The 22,069-nt window shown below is 58.0% G+C and carries 19 protein-coding genes; 8 read left to right on the forward strand and 11 right to left on the reverse strand.

What is annotated here, in order from left to right; genetic code table 11:
• Window positions 1-11: 11 nt before the first annotated feature.
• The 9 genes from ROLI_RS13230 to ROLI_RS13270 all read right to left on the reverse strand — a co-directional run bounded on the left by ROLI_RS13230 (window position 12) and on the right by ROLI_RS13270 (window position 10,601).
• Complete coding sequence (locus ROLI_RS13230; RefSeq protein ID WP_187430301.1) at window positions 12-1,649, reverse strand: ABC transporter ATP-binding protein; 1,638 nt, start codon at window positions 1,647-1,649, stop codon at window positions 12-14.
• Window positions 1,646-2,476 carry an ABC transporter permease gene (locus ROLI_RS13235; protein ID WP_187430302.1) on the reverse strand — a complete coding sequence of 277 codons (831 nt, stop codon included), beginning with the start codon at window positions 2,474-2,476 and terminating at the stop codon, window positions 1,646-1,648. The genes ROLI_RS13230 and ROLI_RS13235 overlap by 4 nt, the downstream gene beginning before the upstream one ends.
• 3 nt (window positions 2,477-2,479) lie before the next feature.
• Complete coding sequence (locus ROLI_RS13240; RefSeq protein ID WP_187430303.1) at window positions 2,480-3,466, reverse strand: ABC transporter permease; 987 nt, start codon at window positions 3,464-3,466, stop codon at window positions 2,480-2,482.
• Between the two features lie 79 nt (window positions 3,467-3,545).
• Window positions 3,546-5,129, reverse strand: a complete 1,584-nt coding sequence (locus ROLI_RS13245; protein ID WP_187430304.1) for an ABC transporter substrate-binding protein — start codon at window positions 5,127-5,129, stop codon at window positions 3,546-3,548.
• A gap of 370 nt (window positions 5,130-5,499) precedes the next feature.
• Window positions 5,500-6,438, reverse strand: coding sequence for an acetamidase/formamidase family protein (locus tag ROLI_RS13250; protein ID WP_187430305.1), 939 nt, complete (start codon window positions 6,436-6,438; stop codon window positions 5,500-5,502).
• Between the two features lie 455 nt (window positions 6,439-6,893).
• Window positions 6,894-7,646 (reverse strand): SDR family NAD(P)-dependent oxidoreductase, encoded by a 753-nt coding sequence (locus tag ROLI_RS13255; RefSeq protein ID WP_187430306.1) that lies wholly within the window; start codon window positions 7,644-7,646, stop codon window positions 6,894-6,896.
• A 3-nt stretch (window positions 7,647-7,649) separates the two neighbouring features.
• Window positions 7,650-8,207 carry an SIS domain-containing protein gene (locus tag ROLI_RS13260; protein WP_187430307.1) on the reverse strand — a complete coding sequence of 186 codons (558 nt, stop codon included), beginning with the start codon at window positions 8,205-8,207 and terminating at the stop codon, window positions 7,650-7,652.
• Window positions 8,204-9,577: a sn-glycerol-1-phosphate dehydrogenase gene (locus ROLI_RS13265; protein WP_187430308.1), complete on the reverse strand. Its 1,374-nt coding sequence runs from the start codon at window positions 9,575-9,577 to the stop codon at window positions 8,204-8,206. Before ROLI_RS13265 ends, ROLI_RS13260 begins: the two co-directional genes overlap by 4 nt.
• 10 nt (window positions 9,578-9,587) lie before the next feature.
• Window positions 9,588-10,601 carry an ABC transporter ATP-binding protein gene (locus tag ROLI_RS13270; protein ID WP_187430309.1) on the reverse strand — a complete coding sequence of 338 codons (1,014 nt, stop codon included), beginning with the start codon at window positions 10,599-10,601 and terminating at the stop codon, window positions 9,588-9,590.
• A 138-nt stretch (window positions 10,602-10,739) separates the two neighbouring features.
• Here ROLI_RS13270 and ROLI_RS13275 point away from each other — a divergent pair, with 138 nt between their 5' ends.
• The 5 genes from ROLI_RS13275 (at window position 10,740) to ROLI_RS13295 (ending at window position 16,283) form a co-directional block, all read left to right on the forward strand.
• Window positions 10,740-12,080, forward strand: a complete 1,341-nt coding sequence (locus ROLI_RS13275; RefSeq protein WP_187430310.1) for a sugar ABC transporter substrate-binding protein — start codon at window positions 10,740-10,742, stop codon at window positions 12,078-12,080.
• 75 nt (window positions 12,081-12,155) lie between these two features.
• Window positions 12,156-13,022: a carbohydrate ABC transporter permease gene (locus ROLI_RS13280; protein ID WP_187430311.1), complete on the forward strand. Its 867-nt coding sequence runs from the start codon at window positions 12,156-12,158 to the stop codon at window positions 13,020-13,022.
• Window position 13,023: 1 nt separating this feature from the next.
• On the forward strand, window positions 13,024-13,848 hold the full coding sequence (locus ROLI_RS13285; RefSeq protein ID WP_187430312.1) for a carbohydrate ABC transporter permease: 825 nt from the start codon (window positions 13,024-13,026) through the stop codon (window positions 13,846-13,848).
• Window positions 13,849-13,860: 12 nt separating this feature from the next.
• Complete coding sequence (locus tag ROLI_RS13290; protein WP_187430313.1) at window positions 13,861-14,829, forward strand: sugar-binding transcriptional regulator; 969 nt, start codon at window positions 13,861-13,863, stop codon at window positions 14,827-14,829.
• Complete coding sequence (locus tag ROLI_RS13295; protein ID WP_187430314.1) at window positions 14,826-16,283, forward strand: FGGY-family carbohydrate kinase; 1,458 nt, start codon at window positions 14,826-14,828, stop codon at window positions 16,281-16,283. The genes ROLI_RS13290 and ROLI_RS13295 overlap by 4 nt, the downstream gene beginning before the upstream one ends.
• Window positions 16,284-16,455: 172 nt before the next feature.
• Here the strand turns inward: ROLI_RS13295 and ROLI_RS13300 are convergent, their stop codons facing one another.
• Both ROLI_RS13300 and ROLI_RS13305 read right to left on the reverse strand, forming a co-directional pair.
• Window positions 16,456-17,304: a sugar phosphate isomerase/epimerase gene (locus ROLI_RS13300; protein WP_187430315.1), complete on the reverse strand. Its 849-nt coding sequence runs from the start codon at window positions 17,302-17,304 to the stop codon at window positions 16,456-16,458.
• On the reverse strand, window positions 17,304-18,278 hold the full coding sequence (locus tag ROLI_RS13305) for a sugar-binding transcriptional regulator (RefSeq protein WP_187430316.1): 975 nt from the start codon (window positions 18,276-18,278) through the stop codon (window positions 17,304-17,306). Before ROLI_RS13305 ends, ROLI_RS13300 begins: the two co-directional genes overlap by 1 nt.
• Before the next feature lie 228 nt (window positions 18,279-18,506).
• Here ROLI_RS13305 and ROLI_RS13310 point away from each other — a divergent pair, with 228 nt between their 5' ends.
• The 3 genes from ROLI_RS13310 (at window position 18,507) to ROLI_RS13320 (ending at window position 22,063) form a co-directional block, all read left to right on the forward strand.
• Window positions 18,507-19,496, forward strand: coding sequence for an autoinducer 2 ABC transporter substrate-binding protein (locus ROLI_RS13310; protein ID WP_187430317.1), 990 nt, complete (start codon window positions 18,507-18,509; stop codon window positions 19,494-19,496).
• A 72-nt stretch (window positions 19,497-19,568) separates the two neighbouring features.
• Window positions 19,569-21,065 (forward strand): sugar ABC transporter ATP-binding protein, encoded by a 1,497-nt coding sequence (locus tag ROLI_RS13315; RefSeq protein WP_187430318.1) that lies wholly within the window; start codon window positions 19,569-19,571, stop codon window positions 21,063-21,065.
• Entirely contained in the window at window positions 21,062-22,063 is a 1,002-nt protein-coding gene (locus ROLI_RS13320; RefSeq protein ID WP_187430319.1) for an ABC transporter permease, read from the forward strand. Before ROLI_RS13315 ends, ROLI_RS13320 begins: the two co-directional genes overlap by 4 nt.
• The last annotated feature ends 6 nt before the right edge of the window (window positions 22,064-22,069 follow it).

Raw genomic sequence — 22,069 nt, forward strand, 5'->3', positions numbered from 1 at the left:
CGCAAACGCCCTTATGACGCTTCGGTCAGCGTCTGCCCTTCGGCTGAAAACCACCCCTTGCCCGGAACAGCCGCCAGCAATTCAGCGGTATAGGGATGCTGCGGGTTGGCGAATATTTCCGCCGTCGGGCCGATCTCAACCACCTCACCCCGCTGCATGACCGCAATCCTGTCACAGACCTGTGCGGCGACCCGCAGATCATGCGTGATAAAGATCATCGACAGGTTCATGCGGTCGCGGATTTCATCCAGAAGATCAAGAATCTGCGCCTGAATGGAGACATCCAAAGCAGAGACAGGTTCATCGGCCACGAGGATCTTGGGTTCTAGCGCCAGCGCCCGTGCGATCCCGATCCGCTGGCGCTGACCGCCAGAAAATTCATGGGGAAAGCGGTCATAGGCGCGATCATCCAACCCCACGATGCGCAGCAACTCCAGCGCCTTTTCGCGCGCTTCGTCACTGCTGGCACCATACATTTCGGGTCCCTGCGCGATGATCCGCCCCACCTTCGAGCGTGGGTTGAGCGAGGCAAAGGGATCCTGGAACACCATCTGGATTTGCGCACGGTGCGGGCGCAGGGCGGCGCGCCCCAGTGGCCGCAGATCAATATCCCCCAGCAGGATTTCCCCGGCCTCTGCATCGTTCAGGCGCACGATACACCGTGCAACCGTGGATTTGCCGGACCCTGATTCGCCAACGATACCCAGCGTTTCGCCCCGTGTCAGATCGAGCGTTACCTCTTTGGCCGCATGCACCACCCGCGCCTTACCGCCAAACAGCCCGCCACCACCAGTATATGTTTTGGTCAACCCGTTGACCCGCAGGACCGTTTCGTCAGACCGCGGGCGTGCCGCGCGCGGGATCAGACTGGGCACGGCCGCCATCAAGGCTTGCGTGTAGGGGTGGGTCGGGTTGCGCAGGACCTCTTCTGTGGTGCCGGTCTCAACCACCAGACCGTTTTGCATGACCGCCACGCGGTCGGCAATATCGGCCACAACGCCAAAGTCATGGGTGATGAAAACAACGCCGGTGCCGTGGGTTTCCTGCATCTCTTTGATCAGGCGCAACACCTGCGCTTGGGTGGTCACATCCAGCGCCGTCGTCGGCTCATCCGCGATCAGGATTTTGGGATCAAGGGCAAGGGCCATGGCAATCATCGCGCGCTGGCGTTGCCCACCTGACAATTGGTGCGGATAGGCGCTCAGGGCTTGTTCCGGGTCGGGCAGCTGCACGTCCCGCAAGAGTTTAAGCGCGCGACTGCGCCGCTCATGGCCGGGCATTTTCTCGTGGAATCGGAAAACCTCGTCGATCTGGTTGCCGATGGTCATCACCGGGTTCAGCGCGGTCATCGGTTCCTGAAAGATCATGGAAATCTCGGATCCGCGGATTTGCCGCAAACGGGCCTCGCTGACAGCGGTCAGGTCCTCGCCCAGAAAATTGACCTGTCCCTTGGCAATATGCACATGGGGTTTGGGCAGCAAACCCATGATGGCACGGGCAGTCAGGGACTTGCCCGAACCGGATTCGCCCACCACGCAGAGGATTTCATTCGCATTCAGATGAAAATTCGCGGACTCAACCGCAAACTCGCGCTGCCCCCCGGCGGGAAGGCCGACATGCAGGTCGGTGATCTCAAGCAATCGGGTCATGAGCGGTCCCTCAGACGGGGGTTGAGCGCGTCGTTCAGGCCTTCCCCCACAAGGTTGATGGCGAGCACAGTCAGCAGAATGGCAATACCGGGAAAGGTGCAGACCCACCAGGCCGAGCGCAGCAAGGTCCGCCCCGCACCGATCTGAAAACCCCAGCTCATGATATTGGGATCGCCCAGCCCCAAGAAGGCCAGCCCACTTTCGATCAGGATCGCCGTAGCCACCATAAGGGAGCCGATAACGATAATCGGTGACAGGCAATTTGGCAGGATTTCCCCCAGCATTATGCGAATGTCGCCCATGCCCAGCGTGTGACAGGCCTGCACAAATTCGCGGCTGCGCAGGCTCAGGAATTCGCCGCGCACCAGCCGCGCAACGGCGGGCCAGGACACCACGGCGATGGCGATGACGATGCTTTCAATGGAGGGCTTCATGATCGCAACCAACAGGATCGCAAAGAGAAACGAGGGGATCGTCTGAAACATTTCGGTCGTGCGCATCAGCAGATTGTCAACGATACCGCCGTAATAGCCCGCAAGTGCGCCCATGATGACGCCGATAAACACGGCAACCAGCGTGGCAAGCAAGCCGATCAGCAGGGAGGTCTTGGCCCCATGGGCAATACCAGACGCCACATCACGGCCCAGCGAATCGCTGCCCAACAGGAAGCCGTTCTGGCCGGGGGGTGACATGGATTGACCCGCCAGGCTGAACGGATCTGCGGGGAAAAAGATCTGCGCTGTGATCGCCATCAAAAAGATACCCACGAGGATGATCATCCCCATGACAGCGGAGCGGTTGCGCGCGAAGAGTTTCCAGAATGCCATGGATCAGGCCATCTCGATGCGCGGATCAAGCGTAGAGTAAATGATATCGACCACCAGATTTACGGCCACCACAAGGACGGCAGAGAGCAGGAAAATTCCCAGAAGAAGGTTCAGATCACGGGCAAAAAGCGCCTCGAATGCGAGCATCCCCAGACCTGGCCAGGCAAAGACGGATTCCACAATGACCGAGCCTCCGATCAGCGCGCCGACCTGCACGCCCGCCATGGTCACGACCGGCAAAAGGGCGTTGCGCAAGACATGGACAAAAACGATACGGCGCTCCGTGAGGCCTTTGGCACGGGCTGTTGTGACATAGTCCTGTCCGGCTTGTTCCAGCATCGACGCGCGCATCAGCCGGGTGTAAAGCGCAAGATAAAACAGCGATAGGGTGATGGTCGGCAGCACCAGATGATGGGCGATGTCCACGACCCTGTCCCAGCCCTCATAGAACATCGAGAAGTTTTCCATTCCCGAGGTCGGGAACCACCCAAGGTTCAGCGAAAAGACCACTATCAACATCAGACCCACCCAAAACAGAGGGGTCGCATAGGTGATCAGCGCAAAGATCGAGATCGCCGTATCGCGCCACGTGTTCAACCCCGAAGCCGCGACGAGACCCAGGATGATGCCAAAGCCCACGGCCAGCAGGATCGTCGAGGTCATGAGCAGCAAAGTCGGCATGAAACGGTCAAACACAAGCTCGCTGACGGGCATATCGTGTCGGAAGGAATAGCCCAGATCGAGGCTGACAACGTTTTTCAAGTAGACGCCCAGCTGCACGATAAGCGGTTTGTCGAGACCGAATTTTTCACGCAATTCGGCCATGTATTCCGGTGTTGCGGATCCCGCCTCGCCTGCGAGCACATCAACAGCGTCACCTTCGGCCAGTTGCAGCAGGAAAAAATTGAGCACCACAATGGCAAGAACAATCGGAATGGCTTGTACGAGACGCTTGAGCACATATCTCGTGCGCCGCTTTGAACTTTCCATTTAGTCGTGACCCTTTTGGTAGAGGGCACCGGTCATATCTGCTGACCGGTGCCCTTATGGACTTTATGTGACGTGAAAGTTACTCGGAGACCGAGGCCTTCTCGAACGGACCATATGCACCCAACGCAGAAGTCGCGTGATCTGCCAGTTTTTCGTTATAGACGGTCAGGAATTCCATCTCGAACAGGTTCGCCACCGGCATATCCGTTGCCAGGATCGTCTGGATTTGACCATAGATCTCAGCACGTTTTGCCGCATCAGGCTCTTGTGCACCGGCATTCAGAAGGGCGTCGAGTTCCGGATTGGAATAGCGTGAAGAATTCACGAAATGCGTACCCTGACGAATCTGGTCCGTACCGTAATGGCGGTGAACGCCCAGCACCGGGTCAGGCAGCTGGTAAAAGTAGTTCACGTTCATCTCAAAGTCGTAATCCGCATAGATACGGTTCAACCATGTGGGCACGTCTTCGTAACGCAACTCGACTTCGATCCCCAGCGGCTTCATCGCCTGTTTCATGTACTCACCGGCCCGGCGCCAGTCTTCACCGTAAGGGATGAGATCAATCGTGATGCTTGCGCGCACACCGTCGCCATCTGGCATGATCCCGGCATCATCAAGCTCTTTGATCGCAGCTTCCAGATCGCCCGTGGCCGGGTAATTCGGCAGTCCCGATTTATAGAGGCCAACCTTGTCAAAGTTGGAGGACAAAGCCGAGGTCGCAGGCTTGCCGTAGCCAAACCAGATGTTATCGATCAGGAACTGACGGTCCATGACCAGCGACACAGCGCGACGCATGGCCGGATTATCAAAGGGGGGTTTGGTGGTGTTAAACTCGATCAAGGCCATCGGGTTGATCATCGAATAACCATCGGTTGTCACCGAAAATCCATCCATCTCGCGCAAGCGAACGGCGTCGATGTTGGGGATCGCGCCGTAAGCACCATACATCACTTCGCCGTTTTCCATGGCAGCGGTACGCGTCGAGGCATCCGGCACAAAGCGCCCGACGATGCGTTCGATCAGAGGCAAACCGGGCTTCCAGTAATTCTCGTTCTTGTCGAGGCGGATATACTGGCCCTTTTTCCATTCCGTAAATGTGAAAGCACCGGTGCCGACGGGATTGGTTCCCAGATCAGAACTGCGAATGTCTGTACCGTCCAAAAGGTGCTTTGGCACAATCGGGCTTTCATAGGCAGACAGGGCGCGCAGCATGTAGGGGGCAGGATTGTCCAGATTGAAAACAGCCGTGAAGTCGTCGGGCGTATCGATGGAGGATACTTCGCGGAAAGAGTTCGGACCACGTGGGTGAACTTTCTTAAGTACTTCCATGACCGTAAAAGCAACATCGGCGGAGGTGAATGGCGCGCCGTCATGCCATTGAACGCCCTCGCGCAGCTTGAATGTCACGGTCTTGCCGTCTTCGCTGACCTCGTAGCTTTCGGCCAAAGAGGGTACGATGTTCAGATCATTGTCATAATCAAACAAACCGTCATAAATTTTGGGGGCTACAAGGCCAATCGGCCCTGAGGTGGACAGAAACGACGCAAGCGAGGGCGGTTCCGGCTGGACCAGATACACAAGGTTCTGCGCCATAGCGGAGAGGGGTGAAAGCGCGAGTCCAACCGCACATGACGCCCCCATAATCAGGGTCTTAAAATTCATTCAGGATTCTCCTTGTTGTTGCTCGTCCTTCAAATCGGATCGAGCTTATATTTTTAGCGAGTTATGCCTGACTTCATAGGCACTTCTCAAGAGCGCAAGGTCAAATTAAAACTTAACCCTCTGAGACCATGGCATAAAGTCTCAACAGATTGCCGTTTTTTTAACCGGTTCGGGTAAATAAATGAGTGAATCAGCCGACCCAGGCACCATGGTTTGACGGCCTTCGGACCGAGATTGAGGGATTTATCGCGGCAATCTGCATGGCGCTGTGGACAAGCCCATTTCGGCTTGCCAGGGCAGGCTCTGCAACCGGGACACGGCCCGCACAATGTTGCTCGCCGCCTGCGATTTATCAGAACCGGGCCTCTGATCAGCCACGATCAATCAGGTTTTTCGCCATCATCATATGGACACCTTTTTCGCGGTTCACTGTTTGCGTGATCCTCAGATCCCCCGCGAGACTGCACAACATATAGGCATCTTCGCGGCAGATACCGGCCCGCTCTGACACCAATGCGATCATATCACGCAAGGCCATCTCAGCGCAGCGATCAAGGTCGGGGGCCATTCCCATCGTGATATAATGAGTGGGCGTTTCAGCCTGCGGGTAAGTGAGGTCAAGATCTTTGCGAACGCTGAGCCGAAAGCGCCCCTGAAGCGCGGTTTCAATGGCGGTGACGCAGACCTCGCCGTCCCCTTGGGCACCGTGACCATCACCGCATGAAAACAGCGCGCCTTCTGTGAAAACAGGCAGGTAAAGCGTTGTACCCGCAATCAGTTCCTTATTGTCGATGTTGCCCCCGAAGGCACGCGGTTCAATCGTGGAAATCCGTCCCCAGGCGGGGGGCGGCGCGACCGCCATAACACCAAAAAATGGGTTCAAATCCAGTTCAAGACCCCAGGGCAACGTGGCGATACCGCGCTCACCATCCAGCGGGATAATCGTGTGATGCGGCGTTGGAAAATCAGCAGGAAGGGTGCCGGCCAGCGGCCTGATAAAGTTAAAACCCCAGTCCTGTCGCAATGAAACCTCCAGAATATCGACCTGCAGCACATCCCCCGGCATCGCACCGGCAACGGCAACGGGCCCCGTCAGCAGATGTCCCGGCACAGAAGGCACACCCGCTGCATGCAGTTCCAGCAGTTCAGGGGGCACATGAAAGCCATCGCCGGGCAAATTCCGGGGCGCACCAGAGAGGGTGTCGATTGTGATCTCGGTGCCACTTTCGAGTGTCATGACGGGCTGCAAAGCGGCGTCAAAAAAGCCCCAATGGCAGGTGTCGGTCGATGCCTTGAGCATTTTGGTCATCGCGTGGCCATCTCTTTCACTGAATATTGCGTTTCATTTGTAATCTTGAATGGCATTTTACCTGATAATTATCTGGTTTGACACACACTGATCTCTCCAATCAACATACTGACCTTGCCAGACGTTTCGCGTGGTCTCCAGGTTGGTTTGGAACGGGTCAGTTTTCGGGATGACAATTTGAGATACCCTCGCGAAATTTCCAAGCCGTTCATGGATACCGGCGCGCGAATGTTTTGCCGTTTTGATCTGTAGGCGCATTTGGCGGCGGCCTCCAGCAGTGTCGTGACCTTGGCCAGTTGGTGAGATGTGGGCATAAGCCTGACCGTTCTATGATGCCGCATAGACAACACAGCGCTGCGTCTCGATCTCAAGGACGTTGGCCTTCCAAAGCCTGCGAGACGCCCCGTTCGCATCCCGGGACAGGGTCCACATGCAAGTATAAACGCCAAAACCCTTCATACGCTGGAAAAACCCCCTTCGATCATCATAAGCGCCCCGTTGACCAGATCAGAGGCGGGTGCAGCAAGGTACAGCGCCATATCGGCAATCTCGACCGGTTCGCCGAACCGGCCCAACGGGGTTGCAGCAATCATCGGTCCGGACTTTTCCGGCGGGCTCCAGATTTGCCGACCCATTTCGGTCAGAACAACCGTTGGGCAGATCGCGTTGACCTGAATGTTATGCGGGGCCAGTTCGGCCATCAGCGATTTGGTCAGCGCGTTCAACCCTCCCTTGGACGCTGCATAGGCGGCGTGGTCGGGCAGCGCGATCACCCCGGTCTGCGAGGAGATGTTGATGATCTTCCCGCCCCCTGCGGCGATCATCCCAGGTGCCACACCTTTGGCCAAAAGGAACGGCGCGCGCAGGTTGATCGCCATCGTCCGGTCCCAGTCGGCCGGGTCAAACTCAAGAACGGGCCCGACAAGCGCGACGCCAGCCGAGTTGACCAGAATATCGACCTGTTCCTGTCCTGCCAGCGCCTGCGTGATGACGCTTTCACAGCCCTCCACCGTGGCAATATCCGCCGCAATCGTGGTGCAGGCGGTCTGCTGTGCAAGCGTGTTCAGGCGGTGTTCGCAACGCCCGGTCGCGATGACAGTCGCACCAGCCTGCGTAAAGACCCGCACGATCTCCGCCCCGATGCCAGAGGATGCGCCCGTAACCAAAGCGACCTTACCAGCAATCGAAAACCTGTCTTGCCACGTCATAGGCTACTCCAGATTGGTGTGATTGGCGCGCATTGCATTAGCGCTCAGACCCATTTGATCCCGCAAATGCAGGATTACCATTTCAAAGAACAGGAACTGTACCGCTTCAAACAGCGAGCCCATAGGCAGAACCGAGGTCGCGCCCTCCTGATCATTCGCCATGGTTTGCGCCTCAAGGTGAACCACATGGGTCACGGATTGCGGCACCGTGCCATCTGGCGTTGCGGTAACGCACATGGTGGCTGCCCCTGCGGTCTTGGCGACGTCAATCAAACCGCTGACTGTGGAAAATTCACCCGGACCCGCGCTGACAATCAACATATCACCTGTACCAAGCGGCGGCGTTGTCATGTCCCCAACCACATGCGCATCCAGCCCCAAATGAAACAGCCGCATCGCAAGCGACTTCATCATCAGCCCCTCGCGTCCCACGCCGTAAAGGGCGATACGTTTGGCGTTCAGGATTGGCGCGGCCATCACCTCAACCTGATGTGGCAGCGCGCTGTCCAGAACGGCCCCGATTTCGGTGATCGCGCGGGATGCAAGTTTCTTGAGTGTCATGAGGCCATCGCCGATTTGCCGGAGATGAGTTTGGGCATGACCGCCGCGAATGCCGCTTCGGTCTGGCCAATATCATGCAGCAGATCAAAAATCGTATACCGGCGGCGGATGAAGGTGGCGGCACGCATCGTCGAAAGCAGATGCTCCGGCGTTACCCCGATCTGGCGCGCAAAGGCTGGGGCACCGGCCTGTCGCAACATATCGGCCATGTCTTGATGGCGGTAAAGATGGCTCTGCAAACGGTTGCGCAATGCTGGCCAGCAATCCTTTAGGACCATCAACCGGGCCGCATGCACGTCCGCGGTTGCGAATTTGGCCTCAAGCTCCACCCCTGCCTTCTGCGCGATCTTCGGCGCGTCGATGGCGTTCAAAAGGGCCTCTTTGCGGGCTTGCAGGCTGGGGGTCGCACCCAGAATATCCGCTACATTCAAGCGGCTCAGATCTTGATCCAGCAACCAGTCAAACAGCGCCAGCGCAGCGACGCACCCGACAGAGACCGCAGCGCCATGGCTGACCTTTTGATCCTGATGCGTGAGGCCCTCCATTTCCCACATATGGGCGATCTGATGATCCGCCCCCGATGCAGGGCGCGAGCTGGCATGGGCTTCCATCGCAAAGCCGACCGCTGCCAGGCCCACAAACAAGCGCGCCAAGCTGTCACGCTCACCTGAGCGCACACCATCTGGCCCGGCAAGCCACCCCTTCAGATGATCCTGCACCATGGGCCAAGCGACAGTGTCGATCGGCTCCACGCCAAGCGCATCTGCCAAAATCCAGTCGCCTCCCGCTGGGACTTTGCCCGCAAGATCGCCGTAGCCCCAACCGTTCATCTCGGCCGGTGCCGTCGCTATGATATCAAGATCAGCCAGCATCGCGATGGGCGCGCGGGTCGGAATGGTCACTTTGAAACCGTTCTCGGCCAAGGGTGCCCCGGCGCTGGTGTAGCCATCCATGGAAGCTGCCGTCGCCACGGTCACATAGCGGCGGTCGGTCCTGAAGGCTGCATATTTGGTAAGGTCGTTGATCACCCCTGATCCGACGGACACTGGAAAAAGATCCGCGTCAGCCGCCAGGGCGACGCGAAAGGGCTCCGCCTCTTCTACGGAGGCCTTTGGGAGCGGGTTGACCGGCAGAACATGCGCCTCCACCTCAAACCCGGCGGCTTCCAGCGATGTGACAACGGCTTGTCCCGCCGCCTGAAACCCTGCTTCATCCGCACAAAGAAGCACGCGGGGCATGCGGGTCATCCGGGCCACCAGCGCGCCGGTATCACGCAACCTGCCCGCCCCCAGGACAACTTCGTCCGTCACTTCCGAGCGCGCAACAGCTGGCGCAATCAGGCTGTCCATCTGGGAAGTCCATGTGCTCATGGGCGGCTCCTCATTTCAGCGTTTGTCCATCGGCATCAAAATGGTGCAGCCGATTTTCGCGAAAGATCATATTGACTGTATCCCCGGCGTTGTAGCTGTCCTCCCCATCCGTCTTGACGACGATCTGCGTGTCATCCCCTGCCATGATGTAAAGGTAGCTTTCGCTGCCCAGCTTTTCCTTGACACGTATGATGCCCGCATGACCCGTGTCGCCCAATTGGACATGTTCCGGCCGAATGCCAAGTTTTGAGGTGCCGCTTGGCACAGCAAAATCTGCTCCCAATGCGTTGGTCGCAGAAAAAATATTCATGGCGGGCGACCCGATGAACCCGGCAACAAATTCTGTTGCCGGTGCGTGATACAAATCCATGGGTGATCCGACTTGTTCAATCCGCCCACCGTTCAGGACAACGATTTGATCTGCCATGGTCATGGCCTCAACTTGATCATGGGTGACATAGATCATCGTTGCATCCAGTTCCTTGTGCAGCGCTTCAAGCTCGATCCGCATCTGCACCCGCAGTTTTGCGTCAAGGTTCGACAGCGGCTCATCGAACAGGAAAACCTTGGGGTTTTTCACGATCGACCGCCCGATCGCCACGCGCTGACGCTGCCCGCCAGAAAGCTGTCCCGGTTTACGCTCCAACAGCTCAGTCAGTTGCAAAACCTGCGCGGCCTCCTCAATGCGCGCTTTGCGCTCAGCGGGCGGGATGCGGTTGACCTTCATGCCGAATTCCATATTCGCACGCACAGTCATGTGCGGATAAAGCGCATATGACTGGAAAACCATCGACAGGTCGCGATCAGCTGGTTCAAGGTTCGTGACGTCTTGGCCGTCAATGTTGATCGTGCCATTGCTCACCCCTTCCAGACCCGCAATCGCGCGCAGCAAGGTGGATTTACCACAACCCGATGGCCCCACGAAAACGACGAAAGCACCGTCAGCCACCGATAGGGACACGTTTTTCAGGGCGTGCAAGTCACCATAATACTTGTTGATTTTCGAAAGCTCTACAGTCGCCAAGTTCTCATTCCCTCTGATCGACCCGCTTCGGTCCAAGTTGGCCTTACGTCAATTTATGTTTGACATAGCCCCGTCATTTACATTTGTATGCAGCACGAAGCAAAAGTATGTCAACCAATTCTAAAAAGGGAGGTCACCATGAAATTGAGGACATTAATGGCATCGACAGCACTTGCCGCGACACTCGCGTCCGGGGCTCTCGCTGACGGTCATGGGTGGAGCCTGAAGAAGGCAGCCGAACCCTATGCTGGTACGACAGTTGATGTGGTATTCCTGCTACGCCCAGGGTATGAGGCCATCGAAGCCATGTTGCCCGCGTTCGAACAAGAGACCGGCATAAAGGTCAACATCATCAAACACCCCTACGAGAATGCACTGGGCGAGCAGGTCCGTGACTTTGTCGCAGGGGGCGACCTGGACGTGGCGCTGATCGACCTCGTCTGGATCGGCAGTTTCGCCGAAAATGAATGGATTCTACCGCTTGCAGATGTGCAGGCGAAGTTCCCTGAGACCGTTGACCCCGATCTTGATATAGACGACTTTTTCCCGCTTGTTCTGAACGCGTTCGGGGGTTGGAACGATACTACCTATGGGCTGCCGGTCGATAATTATTCAGGCTTGTTGTTCTACAACCGCTGCATGCTCGAAGACGCCGGCTTTGACGGACCGCCACAGACCTGGGCAGAGCTGAAAGATATCTATGGCCCCGCACTGACAAAGGATGGCAAATACGCCTATGCCTTGCAGTCCAAGCGCAATGAAACGCAATCTGCGGATAGTTTCGCGCGGATGATCTGGCCCTTTGGCGGCTCGTTCCTGGATGAAGATTTCAAATCCAACCTGATGAGCGCGGAGAGCCAGGCGGGTCTGAAATTCCGTCAGGATCTGATGCAATACATGCCCGATGGTATCGTCGCCTATGACCATGCAGAAGTGGTCAATGGTTTTGCGCAGGGTGACATTGCGATGATCACGGAATGGTCTGCGTTTTACTCCTCTGTAGTGTCGCCTGATACCTCGACGGTTGCGGATTGCGTTGAAATCGCGCCTGAGCCAACCGGCCCGGCGGGCCGCAAACCGGCGCTTGGCGGATTCTCAATGGCCGTTGCAAGCCAGGCGGACGAAGCGGAGCAGGCCGCAGCCTATCTGTTCATCCAATGGGCCACGTCCAAGGCAAATGCGCGCGCGTATTTGGAGCGCGGCGGCGTGCCCGCCCGTCAATCGGTCTATCAGGAAGACGGGCTTGAAGCGTTCAAGTTTGTTCCCGCCTTGGTCGAAAGTTGGCAGGAGGGTGTTCCAGAGTTCCGGCCGCGCTTTGCTGAATGGCCCGAAATCACCGAGATCGTGCAAGAGTGGGGCACCAAAATGATGCTTGGCGAGGTCACCACCGAAGAAGGGGCGATGGAGATCGGCGAGCGGATGGAAGCCGTGTTGGAAGAAGCGGGATATTATTCCGGCGACAAGCCACTCGCGCAATAGTCTGATAAAATATACGGGGTCAGGGGCTGTTTCATGCGGCCCCTGACGCATCAGTTCAAACTGGGAGGGGCACCCATGCGCGATCGAATCTCGGGACGCACCATCTTTGCATTCATTGGCCCCGCCGTGATTGCGCTTGCCGCAATCGGGATCGTGCCCTTGCTCTATGCGGCGTGGACGTCGCTGCATTTCTTCAACCTGACCAAGCTTAAGAACGCCAGGTTCATTGGTCTCGAAAATTACCGGGAAGTGCTGACCGATGAGGTCTTCTGGCAGGCCATGGGGCGCACGTTCTTTTTGCTTGGTACATCGCTGCCATTGCAGATCGGGCTTGGGATGATCATCGCATTGGTGCTGCATCAACCCGGACTGAATATTCTCAAGACCCTGGCCCGGCTCAGCCTCGTGCTGCCGATGGCAACGACCTATGCAGTTGTCGGCCTGCTGGGGCAAGTCATGTTCAACCAGAAATTTGGCGTGGTGAACCAGCTCATGGGCGGTGCGGATATCAACTGGATCGGGGATGGCACGAACGCCTTCATCATGATTGTCTTTTGGGACGTTTGGCAATGGACGCCCTTCGTCGCACTTGTCCTTTTGGCCGGTCTGACAATGGTGCCGGGCGAGGTCGAGGAGGCGGCGCGGCTGGAAACGAAAAGCCGTTGGACCGTGCTGCGTTACGTGCAGCTGCCTTTCCTGCTGCCCGGACTTGTTGCAGTCCTGATCCTGCGAACCGCAGACACGCTCAAATTGTTCGACATGGTGTTCACGCTGACACGAGGCGGGCCCGGCGCCTCGACCGAGTTCATTTCTCTGATGATCCAAAGGGTGGGCTTTCGGGGCTTTGATCAGGGCCTCGCCTCGGCTCAGGCGATCATCCTGCTGATCATCACCATTGTTCTGGCGCAGATCTACATCCGCGTTTTCTACAAGGAGGTTTGACATGAGCGCGCGCAAACAGCCATCACTTTGGGGGCAGATCATTTTGCTCAGCCTGATCATAATGATCTGCGTGTTCCCTTTTTACTGGATGGTCACAACCTCGCTGAAGACGCATATCGTCGCTTTGCAAACCCCACCCGCTTGGATTTTCGAGCCGACCCTGCAAAACTACCGCGAAGCCCTGTTTGAGGACGGTGTGCTGCGCACGCTGATCAACTCTCTGGTGATTGCGCTCAGCACCACGGCTCTGGCGGTTTTGCTGGGCGTGCCGGCAGCATTTGCGCTCGCGCGCTTCGAATTCCGGGGTAAAAAAGATCTGTGGTTCTGGTTCATCACCAACCGCATGGTATCGCCAATTGTACTGGCCTTGCCGTTCTTCCTGATCGCGCGCAATCTGGGCATGCTGGACAAACACATCACACTGATCCTGATTTATCTGACCTTCAATCTGCCCATCGTCATCTGGATCGTCACCGACCAGTTTCGCGGAATTCCCTATGATCTGGATGAATCGGCCCGCCTTGAAGGGGCTTCGCAATTCACGATCATGACAAAAATCTGCCTGCCGCTGGCGATGCCGGGCGTCGCTGTGTCCTCGATATTTGCATTCATCTTTTCGTGGAACGAGCTGATGTTCGGTATGGTCCTGACCCGATCAGAAGCCAAGACCGCGCCCGCCATGGCAGTCAGTTTCATGGAGGGGTACAACCTGCCCTACGGCAAGATCATGGCCACCTCGACGCTGATCGTGATCCCTGTCTTGATCTTTGCGCTTCTGGCGTCAAAACAGCTTGTTCGTGGCCTGACAATGGGGGCCGTAAAATAGGAATATTTTGTAATGTCGCGCCAATCCAAGACCGAAATTCTGGATGCCAACGAGCAGCTTTTGGTGCGGCTGGCCTGGGCCTGTGAGGTGCAGGGCATGACCCAGGGGCAGGCAGCCAAGCAATTTGGCGTCACCCGTTTGAGGGTCAACAAATCCCTCGCCGAGGCCCGTGAACGCGGAATCGTGCGCGTGACGATCAATTCCTCCTTTGGCCCTTGCATCGAACTGGAAGACCAGCTGCGCCACAGATACGGGCTCGAAACCGCAACCGTAGCGCCGGTGGGTGGCGAAGATTTCAAGCTTTATACGGTATTGGGCGCGGCCTTGGGGCAATTCCTGAACCGCCTGTTGGAGCGCCCCGATATTAAACTCTTCGGGATGTCCTGGGGCAATACTCTGAATATGGCGACCCGTTTCATGGAACCGATGAACCGCCCCGACCTTGAAATAACTTCTGTAATGGGCGGGCTCACCAAAGGCTCCGACGTCAATAGCTACGAAATTACGACGCGCTTGGCTGACCTGTGCAACGCATCCCACAGCTATTTCACAGCACCGGTCTATGCCGCCAGCCTGGCGTCGCGCGAAATTCTGGAACAGCAACAGGAATTCAAAGGATCCATTGAAAAAATCCGCTGCGCAGACGGGCTGGCCCTGGCCGCTGGCGACATGCAGCACTCTTTGTTGTTGGCGGATGGTTTACCCGAAGACATTGATGTCAACGAGCTGATTGAAGCCGGGGCCGTTGGCGACATCATCGGGTATTTTCTGCGCGCGGACGGCAGCCTGATTGATCACGATATCAACGCTCGGGTCTTGGGTATCAAGCTGGCGGATCTGAATGACCTCGCGAATGTGATCCTGGCGGCAGGCGGCATGAACAAAGTCCCAATCATTCAGGCGATCCTGCTGCGCAACTGCGTCAACCATCTGGTCACGGATGAACATACGGCGCGTGGTCTGTTGGCGGCACCGACATGATCTTTGCGGGTATCGACCTGGGGACCTCTGGCATCAAGATCGCGCTGGTGAACGAGGAGGGTGCGTGCCTTGCCTCCGCTGCCCGCCCCTCACCTGTGGAGATCCCCCATGTCGGGTGGAGCCAACAGGAACCGGATCAATGGTGGCACCTGACCTGCGACATCTTTGACGCGCTTGCCGTGAGCGATCCGGATTTGATGGCGCGGCTCGGGGGGATTTCGGTGTCGGGGCATATGTTAGGCCCGGTCCTGCTGGACAAGGACAATCGGCCCACCACCCCCTGCATTCTGTGGAATGATCAACGCGCCCTTCTTGAGTGCGATGAGCTGCTTGCCACAATCCCTGACATTGGATGGCGCACCAACGGGCATCCCGATCCCGGACTAGGGGCCCCCAAGCTGCTATGGCTGGCAAAACACATGCCAAAGGCTTTGGATACCGCAGATGTCCTGATGTTGCCAAAAGACTACGTCGTGTTGCAGCTGACCGGCGAAAGATGCACCGAATACAGCGATGCATCCGGGACGATGCTGATGGATTGCGCCACGTGCGATTGGGACGACGAACTGCTGGCCGCCGCCGGCTGGGACCGCGCACGCCTGCCCCCGCTCCTCCAATCCTGTGATCCGGCCGGGCAGCTTAAACCGGACCTGTGCAGGCGCTGGAAAACGCCAGGCAATGTGCTTGTCGCGGCCGGAAGTGGCGACAATTACGCAGCCGCCCTTGGTGTCGGCGCAGCGGTGTCCGGGCGTGCCGCGCTCAGCATCGGAACATCCGGTGTATTATGTGCCGCAGATCACGTTTTTCATCCGGCACCCCATCAGGCCATCCTGACAACACCCCATGCGGCACCGGGCCTGTTTTTATCAATGGGCGTGGTCATGTCCGCCACACAATCGCTGGATTGGTTGAGCCGTTTGACCTCGATCTCGGCGCCAGACCTGGCCGCAATGGCCCAAGCCCGCGCCACCAAGGGCATCATGGGCTGTCCCTTGTCGCGCCCTTCCGTCACCGGTGTGCGCACGCCAGATAATCGTCCCGACGCGCAGGGCTTTATCGGCGGGTTGACCGCTGGCCATGACGCCTCAGACCTGGCTTTTTCGATCCTAGAGGGCGTTGCGATGCAGATTTGCGCCGCTTATACAGCGCAAAAAGCCGCAAAAGTCCCGATACAATCGCTGAGCGCTGTTGGGGGCGGCACGCGTTCCCTGTTTTGGGTGTCACTGATTGCAACGCTTTTGGACACTGAGATCAACATCCCCGAACAAGGCGAGATCGCAGCCTGCCTTGGGGCAGCACGCATGGCTCAAAGCGCGGTCTACCCAGAACAGCGCGATGCAATCTTGTCACGCCGCAACCAGACCAAAGCCACCGCGCATCCAATTGCATCGCTAAAAGAAAGTCTTCTTGAAAGATATCAGGGGCATCGCACCTTGCCTTTTTCGGTTGGTTGACGTGTTGTGCGGGTTTATTTTGCCCCGCCACCGCCCCGCCGAAATACCGTGCCGGCCCGTGGCTCCAGTGTGACGCAAGAGCCAAGACTTTCATTAGACAAGCGTGGGAACACGGCGCAGTTTTGGGCGAATCATTGGTCGCTTTTAAGTTCTCGTATTTTCTTGATCCCGCTCAGATCAACCCGTATTGCCGCGCCTTGTTGCGCAAAAAGGGCAATCCGTTCTCCATTACCTCCGCTTCGCCCGAAGCCACAGGACGCCAGACCGACAATCCAACGGCGATTTCCGGTGGCATGTTGACGAAGCTCTCCATCGCCAGCCCCCCCTTGAAATCAACCGCGCGCAGGGCAGCAAAAATCTCGTCCCACGCAATGGTGCCGACCCCCGGCGTGCCACGATCAGACTCCGACAGGTGGATGTAGCGCAGGTGCTCGCGCGCATCGATGATACCCTGTGCGATCCCCTTTTCCTCGACGTTCATATGGTATGTGTCGAGATGCACAAACATGTTGTCCGCACCAATGCGTTCAATCATATCAACCGCTTGCCAGCCGGTGTTGAGCAAGTGGGTTTCGTAGCGATTGACTGGTTCAATCCCAAACAGCAGCCCAAGTGATTTGGCATGCTTTGCCGCGCGCGTGAGGGCTTGGGCGACGTTGTCCAACTCGGCGCGGGTGGGTGGGTGCCCGGAGCGCTCCCCAATGCCGCCGTAAACGACACCCGTCAAGGCTTCGGCCCCGATGGCCGCGGCTTTATCCAGCGCCAGTTTGAGAAAATCCACCGCGCCCTCTGGGTTATGCGACGGCCAAACCGGCTCAGGCAGCCCAAGTGAGCACACTGACCTCATCTTTGCAGCCTCCAGAACCTTTCGGCTATGCGCGGCGTCTACGGCCGCAGGGTCCAACAGCGCAATCTCGAGGAAATCCATACGGTAGGACCCCGCCTTTGCCACCGCCCTTTCGCACCCCGCCCTGTCCCAGGACATCGTCCACATGCTCGTATGAACACCAAAACCTTCCATTATGCGCTCCCTTTCTCGCTGACGGCGAGAAGTGCCACCGCCAACCGTTGATCCACCAGCAGTTTTTTCACGAAGCCGGCCCGCAGGACCGCCAGCGTCGCCGCGAGCTTACCCGCCCCACCAGCAAGCAGCACCGTGTCCATCCCGACCATGTCGTTTGGCCGAACGCAAGGCGTGCAGCGGTTCAATTCGATATCCGCAACCGACCCATCCGCCTTGTAAAATACGCCGCAACAATCCCCGACCACATCCGCATCACGCAGCTGCTGGATCTGGTCCGCACTAAAAATATCGCTGTCAAAAAGAATGGCCCCTTCACGGCATTCCCCCACGCTCATCAGGGTGTGATCGGCACCGCGCGCCGCATCCATTGCATCGCGCACAAGGCGCTGTGCCATGATGCGCGCGCAATCTGAGGCGCTGTCAGCCACGAAGGGCGCAGGCATCAGAATTGCCCGCCCCCCCGTTTGTGCCGCAAGCCGAACACAAACATCGCCCGGAGCCGTGTGCGAGGCATAGGTCACGGAGCCCATCAAGGACACAAACGTCAGACCGCTGTTGCGCACGCCCGTCAGGTTATCGGCCATCCCGGATAGCGTGCGCCCCCAGCCAACGCCAACGGTGACCGGCGCATCCGACCCCGCGATCCGGGCAAGATAACCGCTCGCCAGTATCGCGACCGCATTGCGCGCCAGGACATCATCCCCCGCCGCAGCCTCGATCGGTGCGACCTGCGCTTCCTGCAAATCAAAGGCACTCACCAGACGGTCGGCCAGCGACAATGTGCGCGCCGTGCGATGCTCAACTGTGACCCGGACAAGCCCCTGTTCACGCGCATCCGCCAGCATGCGCAGCACTTTGAAGCGAGAAATGCCAAGCCGTTTGCTGATTTCCTGCTGGCTCAGATTGCCAACGTAATACAGCCACGCCGCCTGCGCGATATCATGATCAGCCTGGCGTTTGTGCAGCAGCATGACGCGTTCAGTTACCCCTGGAGACCGGCGACAAAATAACTTGACCAAGGGTTAACTGATTATATAGTCACAAACGTGCAGTCAATGCACAAGTGTTATACAAACCGCTGCTGTCATCAGATTGCAATCTCACGCTGCGGCATGGACATGACGCATTCCAAAGGGGTTCTGGCGTGTGCCTGACTTCGGAAAACGACCCGCAAATGCGGGCATAGGGAGGAAGAATAATTGAAAACCCAGTTTAAATTGTTGGCCAGCGCCGCACTGGCGTCAACAGCGCTTTTCGGCACGCAGGTTGCAGCCGATGGGCATTCCAAGGACATCGCCACCGTGGTCAAGATTGCGGGCATCCAGTGGTTCAACCGCATGGAGGAAGGCGTAAACAAGTTTGCCAGTGAAACCGGCATGAACGCCTTTCAGGTGGGCCCGGCACAGGCCGACCCGCAACAGCAAGTCGCCCTGATCGAAGATATGATTGCGCAGGGCGTTGACGCCCTGGCCGTCGTGCCCATGTCACCCGAAGCGCTTGAGCCGGTGCTTGGCCGAGCCATGGCAGCCGGGATCGCCGTGATCACGCATGAGGCCGCAGCCCAGCAGAACACGACTTATGACCTCGAAGCATTTGTGAATGAAGACTTCGGCGCAAACCTGATGGAGCAACTGGCCACCTGCATGGGCGGCGAAGGCGAATACGCCGTGTTTGTCGGCTCGCTAACCTCCCAGACCCACAACCAATGGGTCGACGGTGCCATCGCGCATCAGGAAGCCAATTTCCCGAACATGACGCTGGTCGGGGACAAAAACGAGACCTTCGATGATGCCGAACAGGCCTATACCAAGGCCCAGGAAGTGCTGCGCGCCTTCCCCAACATCAAGGGCATGCAAGGCTCGGCATCCACGGATGTGGCGGGCATCGGGCGCGCAATCGAAGAGCGCGGCATGGAAGACGCCTCTTGCGTCTTTGGCACCTCCCTGCCCTCCATCGCGGGTCAATACATCGAAACCGGTGCCGTTGATGGTATCGGCTTCTGGGATCCGGCGGTCGCGGGCGAGGCGATGAACAAGCTGGCCGTTATGGTCATGAACGGCGATGAAGTCACCGACGGCATGGATCTTGGCCTGCCGGGCTATGAAAGCATCTCGCTGGATGGCAAGGTCATCTATGGTCAGGCCTGGGTCAACGTGAACGCGGACAATATGGCTGACTACCCGTTCTGATCCCCTGCTTTTCGGGGCGGTCTGTGGGCCGCCCCGCATCTATCCGACACATTTAATTCAAGTTGGTTGTTCATGTCCTCTGACCATGACACAGCGTTCATCGACCTGCGCGCGATCACCAAACGCTACGTGGGCGTTACCGCGCTCGACTCCGTCGACTTCACCGTCCAGCCGGGCGAAGCTGTTTGCCTTGCCGGGGAAAACGGGTCGGGAAAATCGACGCTCATCAAGATCATCTCGGGTGTCGAGCCTGCCACTGAGGGCAGTGTGCACATCGCCGGCCAGGAACGACCCGTCCTGAACCCGCGCATATCCGCCGCCGCCGGGGTGATGGTGATCTTTCAGGATTTTTCGCTGTTCCCGAACCTGAGCGTTGCGGAGAACATTGCCTTTGCGACCCAGCTTTCCAAACACGAGCATTTCTTTAAATCCGGCATGGCCCGCGAGATCGCGCGCAAGGCACTTGATCGCATTGGCGTCACAATTGATCTGGATGCGCGTGTGGAATCCCTGCCCGTCGCGCAAAAACAGCTTGTCGCGATCTGCCGCGCACTGGCCTCTGAAGCGCAGCTCATTATTATGGATGAACCGACGACAGCGCTCACCGAAAAAGAGGTGCGTCGCCTGCAAGGCATCATCCGCATGCTCAAAGACGATGGTGTCGCGGTGATTTTTGTCAGCCACAAACTGGCCGAAGTGCTCGAGGTCTCCGAGAAGGTTGTCGTACTGCGCAACGGTAAGAAAGTCGCAGAAGGCCCCGCGTCAGAATTCGACACACAGTCCCTGACCTATCACATGACCGGTCGTGACGTGCCCGACGTGCCGCCCAGCGACGTGAGGCCCGGCGCAGAAACGCTCATGCAGGTGCAGGGTCTCACCAAAGAAGGCTCCTTCGCGGATATCGGTTTCGACCTCAGGGCCGGTGAGGTCCTTGGCATCACCGGGCTTCTGGGCAGCGGGCGGACTTCGGTCGCCAAAGCGCTGTTTGGACTGGTTGCACCGGATGCGGGCACAATCACTGTGGACGGACACCCCGTCTCGCTCGGGGACCCGCAAGCAGCCTCCATGGCACGGATCGGATACGTCCCCGAAGACCGCCTGACCGAAGGGCTGTTCCTCAGCCAGTCTATCCTGCGCAACGTCGCCATCGGACGGCTGGATGCCCATACGAACGGGGGCTTTCTGCACATGGGTGGATTGGCGCAAGAGGCCACGGGCTGGCTCAAAAAGCTCAAGGTCAAAGCGCCGGACCTCAACGCGCCGGTGCAATCGCTCTCTGGCGGGAACCAGCAGCGCGTGGCCCTGGCCCGATGGTTGTCGCGCGCGCCGCGCGTGTTGATCCTGAACGGGCCAAGCGTCGGTGTTGATGTCGGCTCCAAAGCCGATATCCATCACATTATTCGCGACCTCGCCAGTGAGGGTATCGGGATCATCGTGATCTCGGATGATCTGCCCGAACTCCTCGCCACCTGCCACCGCATCCTCGTGATGCGCGATGGGCGGATCATTGACGCTTTGGACGGCAAATCGGTGAGCGAGGATGATCTTGCCCGCAGGCTCGCCTCATGAGCGACTGGCTGCCCAAGGATTTCTGGACCCGCAACGAAACACTGGTCGCCGGTGTCATCGTGGTGTTCTGCGTCATCGCCACAATATCGGACCCGCGCTTTTTTACGATCACGACCGTATCGGACCTTTTGCGTGCCGCCATCGTCATCGGCATCCTTGCCGTCGGCGCGATGCTGGTTCTGGTCTCCGGCGGGATCGATGTCAGCTTCACCGCCATCGCCGTGTTTGCGATGTATTCTTCTACGGTCCTATTCCTCACCATCTGGCCGGGTGCGCCCTGGCCTCTGATCTTTGCCATATCCGTAGTTTTCGGCGCGATACTAGGGGCGATCAACGGTTTTTTCATCGCCTTTCTGGGCCTGCCGACGCTGATTGTAACACTGGGCACGCTCTCGGTCTTCCGGGGCTTTCTGCTAACCTTCATCGGCTCGCAACGCATCTCGGACCTGCCCCCCGCCATGCGGGATTTTTCGCGCGGCGTTCTGGCGCGCGGCACCACCGAGGCCGGGAATTTCTATTCCATTCCATGGTCCGTCCTGGCGCTGGTCTTCGTGATCGTGCTGACGTGGTTTATCCTCAAAAAAACCATACTGGGGCGGTCAATCTATGCGATTGGCGGATCCGTTGAGAGCGCGCGGCGCATCGGGATCAACGTCAGGTGGACACAGCTTTTTGTCTATGTCTACGTCGGCGCTTTGGCAGGTCTTGCCGGGATCATCCACGGGTCGGTCGGGCGCATGGCGGACCCCTTCTCACTGGTCGGTCTGGAACTCTCGGTGATTGCCGCCGTTGTGCTGGGCGGTGCCAGACTGATCGGCGGTTATGGCACGCTGACCGGGACGCTTCTTGGCGTTGCACTCATCGTTATCGTGCAGAACAGCCTGATCGTCATCGGCATCCCGACCACATGGCAATCGGTCACCATCGGCATGCTGATCCTCTTGGGCACCGGCGTTCCCGCCTACCGGGCCAAGCGGGCCGCCGCACGGGCAGGATGAGGGCAT

It is taken from the genome of Roseobacter fucihabitans, from assembly GCF_014337925.2.
GTDB lineage: Bacteria > Pseudomonadota > Alphaproteobacteria > Rhodobacterales > Rhodobacteraceae > Roseobacter > Roseobacter fucihabitans.